The sequence below is a fragment of the Pseudomonas laurylsulfativorans genome, assembly GCF_002906155.1.
In the GTDB taxonomy this organism is placed as follows: domain Bacteria; phylum Pseudomonadota; class Gammaproteobacteria; order Pseudomonadales; family Pseudomonadaceae; genus Aquipseudomonas; species Aquipseudomonas laurylsulfativorans.
On the sequence record NZ_MUJK01000002.1, the window covers coordinates 59786 to 77305 of the forward strand.

15 protein-coding genes are annotated in these 17520 nt (G+C 59.1%); 7 read left to right on the forward strand and 8 right to left on the reverse strand.

From position 1 onward, the window contains the following. Positions 1-51 precede the first annotated feature (51 nt). From B0D71_RS06570 to B0D71_RS06590, 5 genes are all read right to left on the reverse strand, one after another. Positions 52-2862: an FAD-binding and (Fe-S)-binding domain-containing protein gene (locus tag B0D71_RS06570; RefSeq protein ID WP_103394078.1), complete on the reverse strand. Its 2811-nt coding sequence runs from the start codon at positions 2860-2862 to the stop codon at positions 52-54. After that, positions 2859-3530: a LutC/YkgG family protein gene (locus tag B0D71_RS06575; RefSeq protein ID WP_103394079.1), complete on the reverse strand. Its 672-nt coding sequence runs from the start codon at positions 3528-3530 to the stop codon at positions 2859-2861. Before B0D71_RS06575 ends, B0D71_RS06570 begins: the two co-directional genes overlap by 4 nt. Next, complete coding sequence (locus tag B0D71_RS06580) at positions 3530-4984, reverse strand: LutB/LldF family L-lactate oxidation iron-sulfur protein (RefSeq protein ID WP_103394080.1); 1455 nt, start codon at positions 4982-4984, stop codon at positions 3530-3532. Before B0D71_RS06580 ends, B0D71_RS06575 begins: the two co-directional genes overlap by 1 nt. Then, positions 4981-5805 (reverse strand): (Fe-S)-binding protein, encoded by an 825-nt coding sequence (locus B0D71_RS06585; protein ID WP_103394081.1) that lies wholly within the window; start codon positions 5803-5805, stop codon positions 4981-4983. The genes B0D71_RS06580 and B0D71_RS06585 overlap by 4 nt, the downstream gene beginning before the upstream one ends. A gap of 151 nt (positions 5806-5956) precedes the next feature. Continuing rightward, positions 5957-7651, reverse strand: a complete 1695-nt coding sequence (locus tag B0D71_RS06590) for a lactate permease LctP family transporter (protein ID WP_103394082.1) — start codon at positions 7649-7651, stop codon at positions 5957-5959. 262 nt (positions 7652-7913) lie between these two features. On the opposite strand from B0D71_RS06590, the gene B0D71_RS06595 reads away from it, so the two are divergent. Beyond that, positions 7914-8681 carry a GntR family transcriptional regulator gene (locus B0D71_RS06595; RefSeq protein WP_103394083.1) on the forward strand — a complete coding sequence of 256 codons (768 nt, stop codon included), beginning with the start codon at positions 7914-7916 and terminating at the stop codon, positions 8679-8681. 171 nt (positions 8682-8852) lie between these two features. On the opposite strand, the gene smpB is transcribed toward B0D71_RS06595, so the two are convergent. Continuing rightward, positions 8853-9335, reverse strand: coding sequence for an SsrA-binding protein SmpB (smpB, locus tag B0D71_RS06600; RefSeq protein ID WP_007988707.1), 483 nt, complete (start codon positions 9333-9335; stop codon positions 8853-8855). Positions 9336-9453: 118 nt separating this feature from the next. On the opposite strand from smpB, the gene B0D71_RS06605 reads away from it, so the two are divergent. From B0D71_RS06605 to B0D71_RS06615, 3 genes are read left to right on the forward strand one after another with little or no spacing between them, the layout of a single operon-like run. Beyond that, entirely contained in the window at positions 9454-10857 is a 1404-nt protein-coding gene (locus B0D71_RS06605) for a sodium-dependent transporter (protein WP_103394084.1), read from the forward strand. Between the two features lie 7 nt (positions 10858-10864). Next, the gene (locus tag B0D71_RS06610; RefSeq protein WP_103394085.1) at positions 10865-11299 is read left to right on the forward strand and encodes a type II toxin-antitoxin system RatA family toxin; all 435 of its coding nucleotides are present in this window, start codon (positions 10865-10867) and stop codon (positions 11297-11299) included. Further along, positions 11292-11606 (forward strand): RnfH family protein, encoded by a 315-nt coding sequence (locus B0D71_RS06615; RefSeq protein WP_103394086.1) that lies wholly within the window; start codon positions 11292-11294, stop codon positions 11604-11606. Before B0D71_RS06610 ends, B0D71_RS06615 begins: the two co-directional genes overlap by 8 nt. A 61-nt stretch (positions 11607-11667) precedes the next feature. Here the strand turns inward: B0D71_RS06615 and B0D71_RS06620 are convergent, their stop codons facing one another. Further along, positions 11668-12195 (reverse strand): outer membrane protein assembly factor BamE, encoded by a 528-nt coding sequence (locus tag B0D71_RS06620; protein WP_007973139.1) that lies wholly within the window; start codon positions 12193-12195, stop codon positions 11668-11670. Between the two features lie 97 nt (positions 12196-12292). Here B0D71_RS06620 and fur point away from each other — a divergent pair, with 97 nt between their 5' ends. Further along, positions 12293-12697, forward strand: coding sequence for a ferric iron uptake transcriptional regulator (gene fur, locus B0D71_RS06625; protein WP_003197684.1), 405 nt, complete (start codon positions 12293-12295; stop codon positions 12695-12697). A gap of 75 nt (positions 12698-12772) precedes the next feature. Here fur and recN read toward each other — a convergent pair whose 3' ends face one another. Then, positions 12773-14446 carry a DNA repair protein RecN gene (recN, locus tag B0D71_RS06630; RefSeq protein ID WP_103394087.1) on the reverse strand — a complete coding sequence of 558 codons (1674 nt, stop codon included), beginning with the start codon at positions 14444-14446 and terminating at the stop codon, positions 12773-12775. 240 nt (positions 14447-14686) lie between these two features. On the opposite strand from recN, the gene grpE reads away from it, so the two are divergent. Then, complete coding sequence (gene grpE, locus B0D71_RS06635) at positions 14687-15253, forward strand: nucleotide exchange factor GrpE (protein WP_007993584.1); 567 nt, start codon at positions 14687-14689, stop codon at positions 15251-15253. Positions 15254-15355: 102 nt separating this feature from the next. Next, positions 15356-17272 carry a molecular chaperone DnaK gene (gene dnaK / locus B0D71_RS06640; protein WP_103394088.1) on the forward strand — a complete coding sequence of 639 codons (1917 nt, stop codon included), beginning with the start codon at positions 15356-15358 and terminating at the stop codon, positions 17270-17272. The last annotated feature ends 248 nt before the right edge of the window (positions 17273-17520 follow it).

Consider the following 17520-nt stretch of genomic DNA (forward strand, 5'->3'; position numbering starts at 1 on the left):
GTAGCGATGTCAAGGAAGGCACATCTATGCACCTTCCTGTAGATCCTGCTATCAGGGCACCCTAGCCTGGGTAACGCGGTCCACCAGATAGACTAGTCCGTGGTAGTCAATGCCGCCATGTTGCGTCAGACCGATCTCACAGGTGCGGCTGGTGGAAATGCCTTCGCTGCATTGTTGCACCGCGTCCTTGAGCGTGCGCAGCGAATGGGCATTCAACTGCGGCGTGGTGAAGCCCTTGTCGCCAGCGAAGCCGCAGCAGTGAATGCCTTCAGGAATGACCACGTTTTTGCTGCATCTGCGCGCCAGATCGATCAGTGCCTGACTTTCGCCGAGGTGCTGAGTGCTGCAAGTGACGTGCACTGCAATCGGCGCTTCCTGCGGTGTGAAGTCGAGGCGATCCATCAAGTGCGTGCGAATGAAGCGCACCGGGTCGTACAGGTCCAGGCGGGTTTCGTCCAGGTCCTGGACCAGGCGCAAGGTGCACGGGCTGGTGTCGCAATAGATCGGATCAAGCCCGCCTCGACTGGCGTGCAGTAATGCGCCAATCAACTCTTGGCGTTTGTGTTCGGCTTGCTCGGCGTAGCCTTTGGACGCGAACGGCTGGCCGCAACACAGGTTGTCGAGGTTGTCCGGGAAAATCACCTGGTAGCCGGCCTTTTCCAGCAGGCCTCGGGTCTTGTCGTGCAGGGACATTTGTTCCTTGTCGCCTGCCGCGGGCCCCATGGCTCGTGATACGCACGCGGCCAGGTACACCACCCGCGGGCGCTCATCGTTGATCGCCGGGCTGAAGCGAATCGGCCGTTCAGGCTGGGGCATGGCGTTGGTCCACTGCGGGACTTGCCCTTTGGACAGTTTGCTCACGGTTGCGGAAAGCTTTGCCAGTCGCGGTGCTCCCAACAGCATCCGGGCACCGTTAGCCACATGCAGGGTGAACCGCGCGCCTTGCAGGGCCGTGGCGAAATTTCCTTCAAGCCAATTGGCGGTTTTCGTATGCGTTGCCTTCCGGCTGCGCAGTTTTTTCACCAGCTCGCCGGTATTGATGCCTACAGGGCAACGTTGCGCGCACAAGCCGGTGGCGGCGCAGGTGTCGATGCCCTGGTATTCGTATGCGGCTTCGAGTTCGGTGGTGTCGATGCCGGCGCGTTTTCTCGCCTGAATGTCCCGCCAGATCACGATGCGTTGGCGTGGGCTCAGGGTCAGGCCTTTCGACGGGCAGACCGGTTCGCAGAAGCCGCATTCGATGCACTTGTCCACAATCTCGTCGGCGGCCGGCAAGGGCTTGAGGTGCTTGAGGTGGATCTGTGGATCTTCGCTGAGCACCACATCCGGATTGAGGATGCCGTTGGGGTCCAGCAAACGCTTGAGTTGCCACATCAACTGGTAGGCGTCGCTGCCCCATTCCAGCTCGACGAACGGCGCCATGTTGCGCCCGGTGCCGTGTTCGGCTTTCAGTGAACCACCGAACTCCACTGCCACCAGTTGCGCCACGTCATCCATGAACGCCTGATAACGTGCGACTTCTTGCGCGTTGTTGAAGCCTTGGGTGAAGACGAAGTGCAGATTGCCTTCCAGCGCGTGTCCGAAAAGGATCGCTTCGTCGTAGTGATGTTTGTCGAACAGCTCGATCAGGCGGTTGACGCCGATGGCCAGTTGTTCGACCGGGAAAGTGACGTCTTCGATGATCACCGTGGTGCCGGTCTTGCGCACGGCGCCGACGGCCGGGAAGGTGTCCTTACGGATGGCCCAGAGACGGGCGTTTTCCTGCGGGTCTTCGGTGAAGTCGACCTGCTTTTCCACCGGGAACGTCTTCAATGACGCCATGATCTGCGCCAGTTGTTCATGCAGCAAGCTAGACGAAGCGGCGCGGGACTCGATCAGCAAGGCGCAGGCATTGTTCGACAGATGCTGTACGAAAGGTGGCATGCCGGGCTTGTCCTGCACTGAACGCAGACTGCGCCGGTCCAGCAGTTCCACGGCCGACACCGGTTGGCTTTTCAGTACGGTGACCGCGTTGCAGCAGGTCTCGACATCCGGGAACACAATCAGGGCCGAGGCTTTGTTCGGGTGGTCGATCACCGTATCGTAGGTCACCGCACTGATGAACCCGAGCGTGCCCTCGGAGCCCACCAGCAAGTGGCTCAAGATATCCACAGGCTCGTCGAAATCGACCAGCGCATTGAGCGACAGGCCGGTAGTATTTTTCAGACGGTATTTGTGGCGGATTCTCGCAGCCAGTTCGGTGTTGGCGCGGGTCTCGCGGCCCAGTGTCGCCAAGCGCTCCAGCAGGCCGGCGTGGCTTTGGCGAAACGCCGCGACACTGATGGCATCTTCAGTGTCGAGACGACTGCCATCGGCCAGCACCAGACGAATGCCGGCCAGGGTGTGATAGGTGTTTTGCGCGGTGCCGCAGCACATGCCGCTGGCATTGTTGGCGACGATTCCACCGATTTTGCAGGCGTTGATCGACGCCGGGTCCGGGCCGATCTTACGTCCGAACGGTGCCAGCCAGGCGTTGGCCTGGGCACCGATCACGCCCGGTTGCAGGCGAATCTGTGTGCCTTGCCCGCGAATCTCGCGCGCATTCCAGTTATCCCCAAGCACGATCAGAACCGAGTCGCTGATGGCCTGGCCAGAGAGACTGGTGCCAGCGGCACGGAAAGTCACCGGGACTTGGTCGCGCTGCGCCAATTTCAGTAGCGCCACCACTTCGTCTTCGGACTCGACGCGGATCACCAGTTGCGGAATCAACCGATAGAAACTGGCATCAGTGCCGAAGGCCAGGGTCGACAGCGGGTCGTCGAACCGTCGCTCTTGTGGAATCAGTTGCTGTGCATCACGCAGGAAAGCGGCCGGTAGACTCATTGGTCCTCCAGGATCAGCACCACCAGGTCTTTCGGACCGTGGGCGCCGTACGCCAGGACTTGTTCGATGTCGGCGGTCTTCGACGGGCCGGACACCAGCAACGCGTTGGTCGGCATGCCTTGGGCCCACTCGAACTCCTGTTGCACCTGATAGAAGTTGTCGCGGATTTCACTGGCCTTGAGCAGGGCGAAATGCACCGGTGGCGCCAGGCTCATCAAGCGTGGCTCTTCTCGCGTCGGCCACATGATCAAACTGCCGGTCGCAGCGATGGCGCCGAGGGTGCCGGTGAGGCTGGCCGGAGTGTCATTGAACAGTTCGGCTTTCCATTCTTCGACCGGGCGGTCGTAGGCCTTGAGCACCGGCAGATCGGGATAATTCGCCCAATGCTGTGTGATGCGTTGACCGTGGGGCGTTGTCGGTGCGATCAGAAGGCTCGGCAACTGGCGCTCCCGCAGCAATTGCGCCAGCAGCGCCGGCCATTCTTCGCCGGACGTCAAATGGATTTCCGTGTGCACCGCTTCCATCAGTTTGCGCAGTTGTGGGATGCGTTGTTCAGGTGCGTAGGTGTAAGGCTGGGTCACCAGATCGACATCAAAGTTGTCAGCCACTGGTGTGGTGCCAGTCAGACTTTTGCGTAGTTTGGCGAGGATATTTTGCTTGGCGCTCATTAACGATCTCCCTGTTTGGCCAAGTGCTCGCGGGCCATGTCATGCAGTGAGCGGGCGGCGGGTTTCGGTGCACTGTGGTTTTGCGTCCACGGGCCGACATTACTCGGCGTGAGGGCGCGCAAACGGGTGGCGAAGAAACCGAACAGGCGATACAGCGTCGGCGAACTGTTGAGCTTCGCCCAAGCGTTCCAGATGAATCGCTCCTTGCGCGAATACTTGCTGCCCTGGCCGCGCATCACTTGATGAGGGCTGTCCGGTGCCTTGACGTTTTCTTCGCGCAGGCGCCGCAGCAACGCAGGGATAGGAATTTTCACCGGGCAGACTTCCCCGCAGGCACCGCACAGCGACGAGGCGCTCGGGTGATCCGGGACTTTCGCCAGGCCCACCATGTGTGGGGTGACGATTTTTCCGATAGGTCCGGGGTAAACCTCCCCATAGGCATGGCCGCCGATTCGGGTATACACCGGGCAATGATTCATACAGGCGCCGCAGCGGATGCAGTTCAGGGTCTGGCGCAATTCGCTGTCGGCAAAGGCCTGGCTGCGGCCGTTGTCGAGCAGTACGAGATGCACTTCCTGCGGACCGTCGAGCTCATGCTCCTTGCGCGGGCCGGAGATCATGTTGACGTACGTGGTGATCGGGATGCCCAAGGCCGAGCGGGTCAGCAACGACAACAGCGGCACTACATCGCGCAGGTTTTCCACGACTTTTTCTATACCGGTGACGGCGATGTGTACGGGCGGCACGGTGGTGGTCATGCGGCCGTTGCCTTCGTTTTCCACCAGCAGCAGGGTACCGGTTTCGGCCACGGCGAAGTTGACACCGGAGACGCCGATGTCCGCTTCGAAGAATTTCTGCCGCAAGACCTTGCGACCGATTTGAATGAGTTGGTCAACGTCCTTGGTGTATTCCACCCCAAGTTTGTCGTGGAACAAGGACGCGACCTGACCGGCATTCTTGTGGATTGCCGGCATGATTATGTGTGAAGGCTTCTCGTGGTCGAGCTGGACGATGTACTCGCCCATGTCCGATTCCAGGCATTCAATGCCCCGATCAGCGAGGAAGTGGTTCATCTCCATTTCTTCGCTGACCATCGATTTGCCCTTGATCACTTGCCGCCCCTCGTGAGCGCGGATGATCGAGAGGACGATGCCATTGGCTTCGTCCACCGTTTCCGCCCAGTGCACTGTCACACCGTTGCGGGTCAGGTTCTGTTCAAGTTGTTCGAGCAGCTCGGGCAACTTGGATAACGCACGGGCGCGGACGGCATTGCCCAGCGCGCGCAAATGTTCTCTTTCATGGGCATCGCTGAACGCCGCTGCCCGCTTGCTCATCAGTGAATCCATCGCCTTGCGAAAGTTGCCTCGCAATTGCGCGTCGCCCAGCGCGTTGTGGGCGCGGGTGCGGAAATCTTCTTCTACGGCGACCGTAGGAATAATCGCGGAAGTGCTCATCTGGCGCCTCCGGTACGCTGCCAGAGGAAGCTGGCCAGATGCTGACCGCGCAACGCTTCCTGCTGTTTTTCCAGCGAGCCGTTGATGTTCATCAAACAGCCGCAGTCGGCACTCAATACCTTGTGTGCGCCGGACTCCTTCAACGCCCGGGTCTTGTCAGCCACCATCGCGCCGGAAATGTCTGGCATACGGACGCTGAATGTCCCGCCAAAGCCACAGCATTCACTTTCATGATCGTGATTGACCCGCTCCACATTGCTCAACTGCGACAACAGCTCGCGGCCGTGCAGGTGGGTGTTCATTTCGCGGCGTGCCGAACACGAAGTGTGCAGCGCCACTTTCACCGGCTCGCCGCTGTCCTTGAGCTGCACCTTGCAGACAAACAACAGGAACTCAGCCAGTTCGTAGGTTCTGGCTGCCAGCGCCTGAACCTGCTTCAGCGTCTGCGGTTCGTCCTTGAACAAGTCGGCATAGTGCTCGCGCAACATCCCGGCACAAGAGCCCGACGGCACCACCACCGGATAATCCCCGGCAAACAACGCCAGTTGCGAGCGCGCCACGGTCCGTGCCTGTTCGGTGTAACCCGAGGTGTAGGCCGGTTGTCCACAGCAGCTTTGCCCTTGCGGGTATTCGACACGAATGCCTTCGCGCTCCAGCAGGTGGATCGCGTCCATCCCGGCTTCGGGGTAGAACAAATCGACCACGCAGGTCCCGAACAGGTAGACCCGAGTTGGTTTCTCGCTGGGGTATTGCCGAGGCTCGGGCAGTGGTGGGGCGACACGGGTCGCATTCGGCACAGCGTTGTAAAAAAGCTCGCTCATCAGGCGTGTCTCCGGGTGGTCCCGGTTATTCGTCTGTTGAGGCTGCTGAATATAGAGCCGGAAGCTTTCAGCAGCCTTACAGACCGGGGTGTGAATTGCGGACGACGGGGGCGTGGCCCGGCGTCGTTTTTTACCGTTTAGCTTGTAGTCCTTAGTGCACCAGCATGCCGGTGAACCAGTAGGCCTGGGCCAGGGTGATCAGGCCGACGATCGTTGCAAAGAATAGGCTGTGCTTGAGGGTGAAGCGGAACAGATCCGATTCCTTGCCCACCAGACCGGTCGCGGCGCAGGCCACGGCGATCGACTGTGGCGAGATCATCTTGCCGGTCACGCCGCCGCTGGTGTTCGCCGCCACCAGCAAGGTGTCGCTGACTCCGATCTGGTGTGCGGTAGTCGCTTGCAGCGAACTGAACAGGGCGTTGGACGAAGTATCGGAACCGGTGAGGAACACGCCCAGCCAGCCGAGGAACGGCGAGAAGAATGGGAAGGCTGCACCAGTACCTGCCAATACCAGAGCCATGGTCGAAGACATGCCCGAGTAGTTGGTCACGAAGGCAAACGCCAGCACCATACCGATGGACAGGATCGGCCAGCGCAGTTCGTAGAAGGTCTCTTTAAAAGTGGTCAGACCAGTTTTGATATTGATCTTCAGCACCAGCATCGAGATCAGCGCCGAGAAGAAAATCGCTGTGCCGGTGGCGGAAATCGGGTCCAGTTTGAACACTGCCGGAAGGGCGGTTGGTGCGGCCACGATTGGCGCGACCTTGATCACCATTTGATCAAGATGCGGGATCGCAAAGTTGAACACGAAGCTGTACATCGAACCGCCGGCGGCGAACATCGCCTTGAACGGTTTCAGCGTCCAGATGGTGACCAGTACAGTCAGGATCAGGAACGGCGACCAGGCCTTGAAGATTTCCCCAAGGCTGTAGGGCGAAGCCACGGTGGTGCGCTTCTGGCCGAAACCACCGACGCTGGCGCTCACCACGGAGGCCGAAACAGCGCCGACGATGTGTTGTCCGGCAGCGCGTTTCGGTTGCCAGACTTTCAGGAACAGGGTCAGGGAAATCAGACTGGCCAGTGCCGAGGTGATGTCCGGCAGTTCCGGGCCGATGAAGTTCGAGGTGAAGTACTGGGTCACGGCAAAGCTCAAGCCGGCCACCAGTGCTGCCGGCCAGGTTTCCCGCACGCCGCGCAGGCCGTCCATCATGAACACCAGCCAGAACGGCACGAACAGCGACAGCAGCGGCAGCTGGCGACCGGTCATGGCGCCGATCTTGAAGGCGTCGATGCCGGTGACTTGGCCAGCAACGATGATCGGAATGCCCAGGGCGCCGAAGGCCACCGGCGCGGTGTTGGCGATCAGGCACAAGCCGGCGGCGTACAGCGGATTGAAGCCAAGACCTACCAGCAGGGCAGCGGTAATCGCTACGGGTGCGCCGAAACCGGCTGCACCTTCGAGGAAGGCACCGAAGCAGAAGCCGATCAGCAGGACCTGCAGGCGCTGGTCATCAGTGATCGACAGGACCGAACTGCGGATGACTTCAAACTGGCCACTCTTGACCGTCAGTTTGTAGAGGAACACCGCTGCCACGATGATCCAGGCAATCGGCCACAGGCCATAAGCGAAGCCATATCCGGCGGCGGCGAACGCCATATCGACCGGCATGTTGAAAGCGAAGATCGCCACCAGAATCGACAAAGCCAGGGTGATGCTGCCGGCCACATGTCCTTTGAGGCGGAACACGGCCAGGGCGAGGAAGAAAAATACGATGGGGATAACGGCTGCGAGTGCGGACAGGCCGAGGCTGCCGAGCGGGGTATAGAGCTGTTGCCAGGTTTGCATATGGGGTGGCCCCTAATTGTTGTTGGTCAGGCACTGATCAGCGTTCTTGGATAATTGGTAAGACCAATTTACAATCGCTGTTGGCTAGGGTAAAAGCCTTGTAGGCGGTGTGTCAATTTGCCGCCCTAAAACTTTTGTCGAATGCAAAGTGTGTAGGGGCGTTTGCCTGGTATGACCAAATGCGCTGTGGCAGGTGCTGGCGCGGCGCCAATAGGCCAGAATAGAGCCCCGGCGAGCCGTCGGGTCGTGGAGAAATCGAGTTATGGGGTTTGATCAGATTCGTCAGCGCCGTTTGTCTGACGATATTGTCGAGCAGCTTGAGGGCATGATCCTCGAGGGCACGCTGAAGGCGGGTGAGCGCTTGCCGGCCGAACGTGCGTTGGCCGAACAATTCGGCGTGTCACGCCCTTCGTTGCGCGAAGCCATCCAGAAGCTGACCGCCAAGGGCCTGCTGGTCAGTCGCCAGGGCGGCGGCAACTATGTGGTGGAATCGCTGGGCACGACCTTCAGTGATCCCTTGTTGCAGTTGCTGGAAAGCAATCCCGAGGCGCAGCGCGATCTGCTGGAGTTCCGCCATACGCTGGAGGCGTCTTGCGCCTACTACGCGGCGCTGCGTGCCACTGATGTGGATCGCGAGCGGCTGACCGCGGCATTCAACGAATTACAGGACTGTTATTCACGTCACGAAGAGGTGAGTCGTGCCGAAGAAGGGGCGGCAGACGCAAGATTTCACCTGGCGATCGCCGAGGCCAGCCACAACGCCGTGTTGTTGCACACCATTCGCGGGCTGTTCGACCTGCTCAAGCGTAACGTGGTGACGAACATAGGTGGCATGTACAAGCAGCGCACTGAAACCCGCGACATGCTGATCACGCAGCATCGGGAGTTGTATCAGGCGATTATCGAAGGACGGGCGGAGCTGGCGCGGGAAGTTTCCAGTCGACACATTCTGTATGTGCAGGAGGTGCTGGAAGAAGTGCGTCAGGAAGTGCAGCGCATGGCCCGGGCGGAGCGGCGCAAGGGGATGTGAGGTGGTAGCTTGATTGTGGTGAGGGAGTTTGCTGTGGTGAGGGGGCCTGCTCCCGTTCGGCTGCGCAGCAGTCGTCAGCAGAAATAGTGACGGACGCCGTCAAGCGAGGGGCGCTTCGCACCCCACCGGGAGCAAGCTCCCTCGCCACAAAGTCGCGTCAGGACAGAAGAATTACTCTTCCTTGCCCTTGTTGCGTACCGCGCGCTGCAACTCGCGACCGGCGTCGCGTTCGCGCTCGGTATCGCGCTTGTCGTATTCCTTCTTGCCCTTGCCCAGTGCGATCTCGCACTTGACCATGTGCTTGCTCCAGTACCAGGACAGGCACACGCAGGCGTAACCCTTTTGCTGCACGGCAGCGGACAGCTTTTCCAGCTCGCGCCGGTTGAGCAGCAGCTTGCGGGTGCGGACTGGGTCAGCGATGACGTGGGTGCTGGCGGTCGTCAGGGGCGTAATGTGGCTGCCAAGCAGCCAGGCTTCGCCATCCTTGAGCAGCACGTAACTGTCAACCAGTTGCAGCTTGCTTGCCCGCAGACTTTTTACTTCCCAGCCGGCCAGGACCAGACCAGCCTCGAACCGATGTTCGATGAAGTAATCGTGTCGCGCCTTTTTATTTTGCGCGATGGTCCCTGTTGGGTGTTTCTTCTGTTTAGCCATAGGGGCGGCATTATAGGGAGTTACAGCAGAGTCGGCTATGGGGTTGCTACGTGCTTGAGCAGGTTGATTGAATCCCGGACAATGCGGCCTCTTTTTTGAACGCTTGGGCGTGATAACGATGTCGACAGACAAGGTTTCTGTCCACGGCAGTTGGGCTAGCCGCTGGGTCTTCATACTCGCCGCGACCGGTTCGGCCGTGGGACTGGGTAGTATCTGGAAATTCCCGTACATGGTCGGCGTCTATGGCGGCGGCGCCTTCGTGCTGATGTTCCTGGCCTGCATCGCGCTGATCGGCGTGCCGGTCATGCTGGCCGAAACCCTGATCGGCCGGCGTGCCCGGCAGAGTCCGGCTAATGCCTTGAAGGTGCTGGCGGTCGAGGCGGGGCACTCGGCCAAATGGTCCTGGGGCGCGTTTGCCGGGATGATTACGGCGTTGCTGATCCTGTCTTTCTATAGTGTGGTTGGCGGCTGGTCGCTGGATTACATCATCGACATGGGGCGTGGCGACTTCCAGGGGGTAACGGCGGATCAGGTGGGGGCTTACTTCGGCAACGTGATCGCCGATCCGTGGCGCCTGACACTTTGGCACACGATTTTCATGCTGTTGTCAGCCGTGGTGATCGCCAAGGGCGTGGTTGCCGGGCTTGAACGCAGTTTGCGAATCATGATGCCGTTGTTGTTCGTGATGATCCTCGTATTGCTGGGCTACAGCATGACCACCGGGCATTTCATGGAAGGCGTGCATTTCATGTTCGACTTCCACCCGGAAAAGGTCATGGACGGCTTGTTGCCGGCAATGGGGCACGCGTTCTTTTCCCTGAGCGTGGGCGTTGGCTCGATCATGATCTACGGCGCCTACATGCCGAAGGACTCGTCGATTTCAGGGACGGTCGTTGGCGTGGCGCTGCTCGACACCTTCGTATCCCTGGTGGCCGGTCTGGCATTATTTCCGATTGTTTTTGCTGCGGGCCTGAATCCGAGCGAAGGGCCGGGGCTGATGTTCGTCAGCCTGCCGTTTGCCTTTGGCAACGTGGCATTCGGCCAATTGATGGGCGTGGTGTTCTTCGTGCTGGTGGCGGTGGCGGCCTGGAGTTCGGCGATCTCCCTGCTTGAGCCGATGGTGGCTTACCTGGTCGAGCGCACTAAGGTGAGCCGTGCGTGGGTTACCTTCTGGTTGGCTTTCAGTTGCTGGTTTGTTGGCCTGGGTACGGTGTTTTCCTTCAATATCTGGAAGGAGGCCAAGTTCTTCGTGAACGAAGGCGGGATGTTCCACCTCTACCAATGGGGAGCAGCCGGTGGTCTCGACTTCTTTGGCGTGATCGATTTCTTCACCTCACGACTCATGTTGCCGCTTGGCGGTTTGTGTTTCGTGGTGTTTGCGGGCTGGGTCATGGGGCGTGAAGCGGTGCGCGACGAGCTGTCGATCCGCAACCCTGCGCTGTTTGGCCTGTCCTTGTTCTTGATGCGCTATGTGGCGCCCATCGGCATTCTCGTAGTGTTTGCCGCCCAGCTGTGGAAGTGACGCTGACATGACGACACACATTTCACGTTCGGCCTTGCTGCCGTACCCGGCACAAGCGCTGTATGACCTGGTCAACGACGTGGCGCGCTATCCGGAGTTTCTGCCGTGGTGCTCGTCTGCCGAAGTCCTGGAGAGCTCCCCTGAGCATATGCGGGCGAGCGTTGGAGTGGCGAAGGGTGGGCTCAGTCAGCACTTCGTGACGCGCAACACCCTGGTGCCCGGTCAATCGATCGAGATGAACCTTGAGGAAGGCCCGTTCAATCAATTGCACGGTGTGTGGGTGTTCAAGCCCTTGGGTGAAAAGGCCTGCAAGATCAGCCTGGATCTGTCGTTCGATTATGCCGGGCCGCTGGTTCGCGCCACTTTGGGGCCGCTATTCAACCAGGCGGCCAATACCCTGGTGGATGCGTTCTGCCAGCGTGCCAAGCAGATACATGGTTGAGGTCATGATTGAAGTCGAGGTGGTCTATGCGGCTGTAGACCGTCAAGTACTGCTGACGGTGGCGGTGCCTGCCGGGACGACGGTACGGGCGGCCTTGCTCAGGTCAGCCGTGGCGGAGGAGTTTCCGGAGCTGGATCTGGCTAGTTGCCCTGTGGGGATTTTCGGCAAAGTTATAGCCGATCCAGAGCGTCGGCCTGTCGAGGTAGGGGATCGTATCGAGATTTATCGACCCCTGTTGGCCGATCCAAAAGAGGTGCGCCGACTGCGCGCGGCAAAAGCTGCCGAGGCCAAAGCGCGGAGTCAGTGAGTGGCTTGAACGCCAGACAATAAAAAGCCCGGACATGCCGGGCTTTTTATTGCGTCTCAAATTATTGCGGCGAGGTGTCCAGCGGTTGTGGCGTCGGGACCGGAACGGTTTCTACACCGTCGACGTCCTTCTGGATCTGATCCAGCAACGAGCCTGGCTTGACCGGCTTTTCCGGTTTTGGCTTCTCGACGTTTTCTGCCGGGGCGGCCACTGTCGTACCGCTGTCCTTGCCAAGAATGGCTTCGTCACGGCTTACGCCTGGCATGAAATCACCAGAGAGGCTGACAAGTTGATCATTTGGGTTGAAGATAACGCTAATGCGTTCCTGTTGGCGTTCACCGCCACCTGGTTGCAGGCTGTACAGATAATCCCAGCGATCGGCATGGAACGTGTCAGTCAGCAGAGGGTTGCCCATGATAAACCGTACTTGCTTACGGGTCATTCCCGGGCGTAACTGGTCTATCATGTCCTGCGTGACGACATTGCCCTGCTGGATGTCGATTTTGTAAACCCCGGGGAATGAACAACCGGCGAGTGCGAGCAGTCCCACAAAGGTGAAACTGGTTAGCAAGAGCTTGGTGTTTTGCATCGGTGGGCGACTTCCACTATCTTGGCTGGGACAACGTAAACGCCGATCATACCCGCATTAAGAGAAGCTGCGAAGCAGCATCGCGAGAAAGCTGACCATGGTTGAAAATAGCGAACTACGCAAAGCCGGCCTCAAAGTGACCCTGCCACGGGTCAAAATTCTACAAATGCTCGATTCCGCCGAGCAACGCCACATGAGTGCCGAGGATGTCTACAAGGCCCTTATGGAGGCTGGTGAGGACGTCGGTCTGGCCACGGTTTACCGTGTTCTGACCCAGTTCGAGGCAGCTGGCCTTGTGGTGCGGCACAACTTCGACGGAGGCCATGCGGTCTTCGAACTGGACGACGGAAAGCATCACGACCATATGGTCAACGTCGAAACCAGCGAAGTGATCGAATTCTTCGACGAAGAAATCGAGCGGCTTCAGAAAGCAATCGTCGACAAGTATGGCTTCGAGATGGTTGATCACAATTTGGTGCTGTACGTGCGCAAGAAAAAGTAAGCATGTCGCGCGAACATCGGTTCGCGAAACGAGCGAAGGCGACCCCAGGGTCGCCTTCGTGCTTTCTGCCTTTATTCAAGCTTTTGCGGCAACCACCATTTTTTTCGCGTGAGCCAGGGACTCCTTGGTGAGATCGATGCCCCCCAGCATTCGCGCGACTTCTTCGACGCGGTCGTTTTTGCTCAGTTTGGAAACGGCCGTGCGGGTGGCATCTTCGCCGCGCACTTTATGCACAAATAGATGTTGATGGCCTTGCGCTGCCACTTGTGGCAAGTGGGTCACGGTCAGCACCTGCCCGCGCTCACCGAGCCTGCGCAGCAACTGGCCGACAATTTCTGCAGTCGGGCCGCCGATGCCGACGTCGACTTCGTCGAACACCAGAGTCGGTACGCGGGAGGTTTGTGCGGTGATTACCTGAATCGCCAGGCTGATCCGTGATAGTTCGCCGCCGGACGCGACTTTCGCCAGGGCCTTCAGCGGTTGACCAGGGTTGGCGCTGACCAGCAGTTCTACCTGTTCCAGGCCATTTGGCAGCAGTTCGTTGCTGCTGTTCGGGCGCAGTTCAATGGTGAAGTGACCGCCGGGCATGCCCAGGCGCTGGATTTCCTGTTCCACGGCGCTGGCCAGGCTGTTCGACGCTTGATGCCTTAGATCGCTCAGTTCCCGGGCCTTTTCCTGATAGTGCCTGGCATAGGACGACAGCTCATCGCTCAGGCGCTCGATGGATTCGTCGTTGGCGTTCAGGGTTTCGATTTCATCCAGCAGCTTCTGTTGCATCTCGGCAACTTCGGTCGGCTGGATGCGGTGCTTGCGGGCCATCGTATAGATCGCATCGAGCCGCTCTTCGAGGTATTGAAGGCGCGCCGGATCGGCGTCGAAGTTGTCGAGGAAGCGGTTCAACTCGCCCACGGCTTCTTCAACCTGGATCTGCGCACTGGTCAACAGGCTGCTGGCCTCGCCGAGAGCACCGATCGAATTATTCACACTGGACAAGCGGTTGAGGCTTGCAGTGAGTGCATTCAGCACGTTGCCGGAATCACTTTCGCTGCACTGTTCTACGACCTGCCGGCAGATGCCCAGCAGGGTTTCTGCGTTGGTCAGGTTCTTGTGCTCTTGCTCAAGCTGCTCCAGCTCGTTATCGCCGAGGCCAAGATTTTCCAGCTCCTCGAGTTGGTAGCTGAGCAACTGATGACGGGCGCGTTGCTCATCGCCAGAGTTGGAGAGTCGTTCCAGTTCCTGGCGGGTCTGGCGCCAGCGTTGGGCGGCCAGTTGAACCTGGCGGGCAAGGTCCGTCGCACCGGCATACTCGTCGAGCAGGCGCCGGTGGGTATCGGTCTTGAGCAGGGATTGGTGTTCGTGCTGGCTGTGAATGTCGATCAGTAGTTCGCCCAGTGCCTTGAGGTCGCCAAGGGGGCAGGGCGTGCCGTTGATGTAGCCCCTCGAGCGTCCTTCCGATGTGATCACTCGGCGCAGAATGCACGGACCGTCGTTTTCGAGGTCGCGTTCGGCCAGCCAGGTGCTGGCTTCCGGAATATCGGCCAGATCAAAGGTGGCCAGGATGTCGGCCTTGTCGGCGCCGGGGCGGACCACGCCGCTGTCGGCGCGATCGCCCAGGGTCAGGCCCAGCGCGTCGAGCATGATCGACTTGCCCGCGCCGGTTTCCCCGGTGATCACGCTCATCCCGCGATCGAGTTCGAGATCGAGATGTTCAACGATGGCGTAGTTGTGTACGGACAGGTGCACCAGCATGTGGGCCGCTCCCAGGTGTTAGGTCTGGTTATTTATACAGTGTTTTGTTTCTGGCTGACAATGCCCCTCGTTAGCTCGATTCGCTCGGTCCGACGAAACCCTTATCGCGACCGGGAATGACAATGCAGTTGTTTTTTGTAGGGTTAATCGTCGGTCCCCCTTGAAGCCGGATTTTGCGGCCCCATATAGCTGGGCAGAAGCGCGAGTTGAGATCGCGGACGATATTGAAAGGAGAAATCTATGGCTGACGAACAGACAGTGGATACGCAAAACCCAGACGCCAACCAGGCGCCCGAGGCTTCGGGTGAAGACCTGGCGGCTCGTGTACAAGTGCTCGAAGAGCAACTGGCAGGCGCTCAGGATCAGGCTTTGCGTGTAGCCGCCGATCTGCAGAACGTCCGCCGTCGCGCCGAGCAGGATGTAGAGAAGGCTCACAAGTTCGCGCTGGAAAAGTTCGCCAGCGACCTGCTGCCGATCGTCGACAGCCTGGAACGCGGCCTGGAACTGTCCAGCCCGGACGACGAAAGCATTCGTCCGATGCGCGAAGGCATCGAGCTGACCCTGAAAATGTTCCACGACACTCTCAAGCGCTATCAGCTTGAAGCGATCGATCCGCATGGCGAACCGTTCAACGCCGTTCACCATCAGGCAATGGCCATGCAGGAAAGCGCCGACGTCGAGCCTAACAGCGTTCTGAAGGTGTTCCAGAAGGGCTATCAGCTCAATGGTCGCCTGCTGCGCCCTGCGATGGTCGTGGTCAGCAAGGCCCCTGCGCCGGTTTCGCCTTCGATTGACGAGCAGGCTTGAAATCCGCCGCAAGGCCCCCATTTATAAGTCAAGCGTTTAAGTGCTACCGCAGTTAGCCACCACTGCTGCGGCAACCAAATCCAAAGTTTCGGGAGAGTGAACATGGGCAAAATTATCGGTATCGACCTGGGGACTACCAACTCCTGCGTCTCCGTGCTGGAAAACGGCAAGGCAAAAGTTATTGAAAACGCTGAGGGCGCGCGTACCACGCCGTCGATCATCGCTTACGCCAACGATGGCGAAATTCTGGTTGGCCAGTCGGCCAAGCGTCAGGCAGTGACCAATCCGCATAACACCCTGTATGCGGTGAAGCGTCTGATCGGTCGTCGTTTCGACGAAGAAGTTGTGCAGAAAGACATTCAGATGGTCCCTTACAAGATCGTCAAGGCTGACAATAGCGACGCCTGGGTTGAAGTGAACGGCCAGAAAATGGCACCGCCACAAATCTCGGCTGAAATCCTGAAGAAAATGAAGAAGACCGCCGAAGACTACCTCGGCGAGACCGTGACTGAAGCGGTGATCACCGTTCCGGCCTACTTCAACGACAGCCAGCGCCAGGCGACCAAGGACGCCGGCCGCATCGCCGGTCTGGACGTGAAGCGTATCATCAACGAACCGACCGCAGCCGCTCTGGCCTACGGTATGGACAAGGCCAAGGGCGATCACACCGTGATCGTTTACGACCTGGGTGGCGGTACTTTCGACGTTTCCGTGATCGAGATCGCTGAAGTCGATGGCGAGCACCAGTTCGAAGTACTGGCCACCAACGGTGACACGTTCCTGGGCGGTGAAGACTTTGACATTCGTCTGATCGACTACCTCGTCGACGAATTCAAGAAAGAAAGCGGCATGAACCTCAAGGGTGATCCGCTGGCCATGCAGCGCCTGAAAGAAGCCGCTGAAAAAGCCAAGATCGAACTGTCCTCGAGCCAGTCGACCGACGTGAACCTGCCGTACATCACTGCAGACGCCACCGGTCCAAAGCACCTGAACGTGAAGATCTCCCGCGCCAAGCTCGAAGCGCTGGTGGAAGACCTGGTTCAGCGCACCATCGAACCTTGCCGCATCGCGATGAAAGATGCCGGTATCGACGTTGGCGCGATCAACGATGTGATCCTGGTGGGCGGTCAGACCCGTATGCCACTGGTTCAGAAGCTGGTGACCGAGTTCTTCGGTAAAGAAGCTCGTAAAGACGTCAACCCGGACGAAGCGGTTGCCATGGGTGCTGCTATCCAGGGCGCGGTACTGGCCGGTGACGTGAAAGACGTTCTGCTGCTCGACGTCAGCCCGCTGACCTTGGGTATCGAAACCATGGGTGGCGTGATGACTGCGCTGATCGAGAAAAACACCACGATTCCTACCAAGAAATCGCAAGTGTTCTCGACTGCCGACGACAACCAGGGTGCCGTGACCATTCACGTGCTGCAAGGTGAGCGTAAGCAAGCTGCACAGAACAAATCCCTGGGCAAGTTCGACCTGGCCGACATTCCACCAGCTCCACGTGGCGTGCCGCAGATCGAAGTGACCTTCGACATCGACGCCAACGGCATCCTGCACGTAGGTGCGAAGGACAAAGCTACCGGCAAGACTCAGTCGATCGTGATCAAGGCCAACTCCGGTCTGTCCGACGAAGAAATCGAGCGCATGGTGCGTGATGCCGAGGCGAACGCCGAGGAAGACCGCAAGTTCGAAGAGCTGGCCGCTGCCCGTAACCAGGGCGATGCTCTGGTTCACTCGACGCGCAAAATGGTTGCCGATGCTGGCGATAAAGTGACTGCCGAAGAGAAGACTGCAATCGAAGCTGCCGTAGTTGCCCTGGAAGCCGCTGTCAAAGGCGACGATAAGGCTGCTATCGACGCCAAGGTTGAAGAGCTGTCGAAAGTCTCCGCTCCAGTGGCGCAGAAGATGTACGCCGAACAGGCTCAGCCTGCTGAAGGCGCTGCACCGCAGGGCGAATCGGCTGAAAAGGCTGACGACGTTGTCGATGCCGAGTTCGAAGAAGTCAAAGACCACAAGTAAGTTGTTGGTCGGCCGGTTGACTGCCTTTAGGCGGTGACTGGTAGGATGTCGCCGCGCGGGAGCTTGCTCCCGCGTTGGCGTATCTGGAATACGCGAATTTTTACAGCATGCGACAGCGCTCGCATGGTGGTGGTATGGCCGGGAATGCTCCTGCTTTTCGCGCCGCAAGTACCGCAAGAATCAAAGACCAGGATCGTTGAATTGACGTGAGTTGGGTCCGGGCCTGTATTGGGGCTCAACGAGTTCGG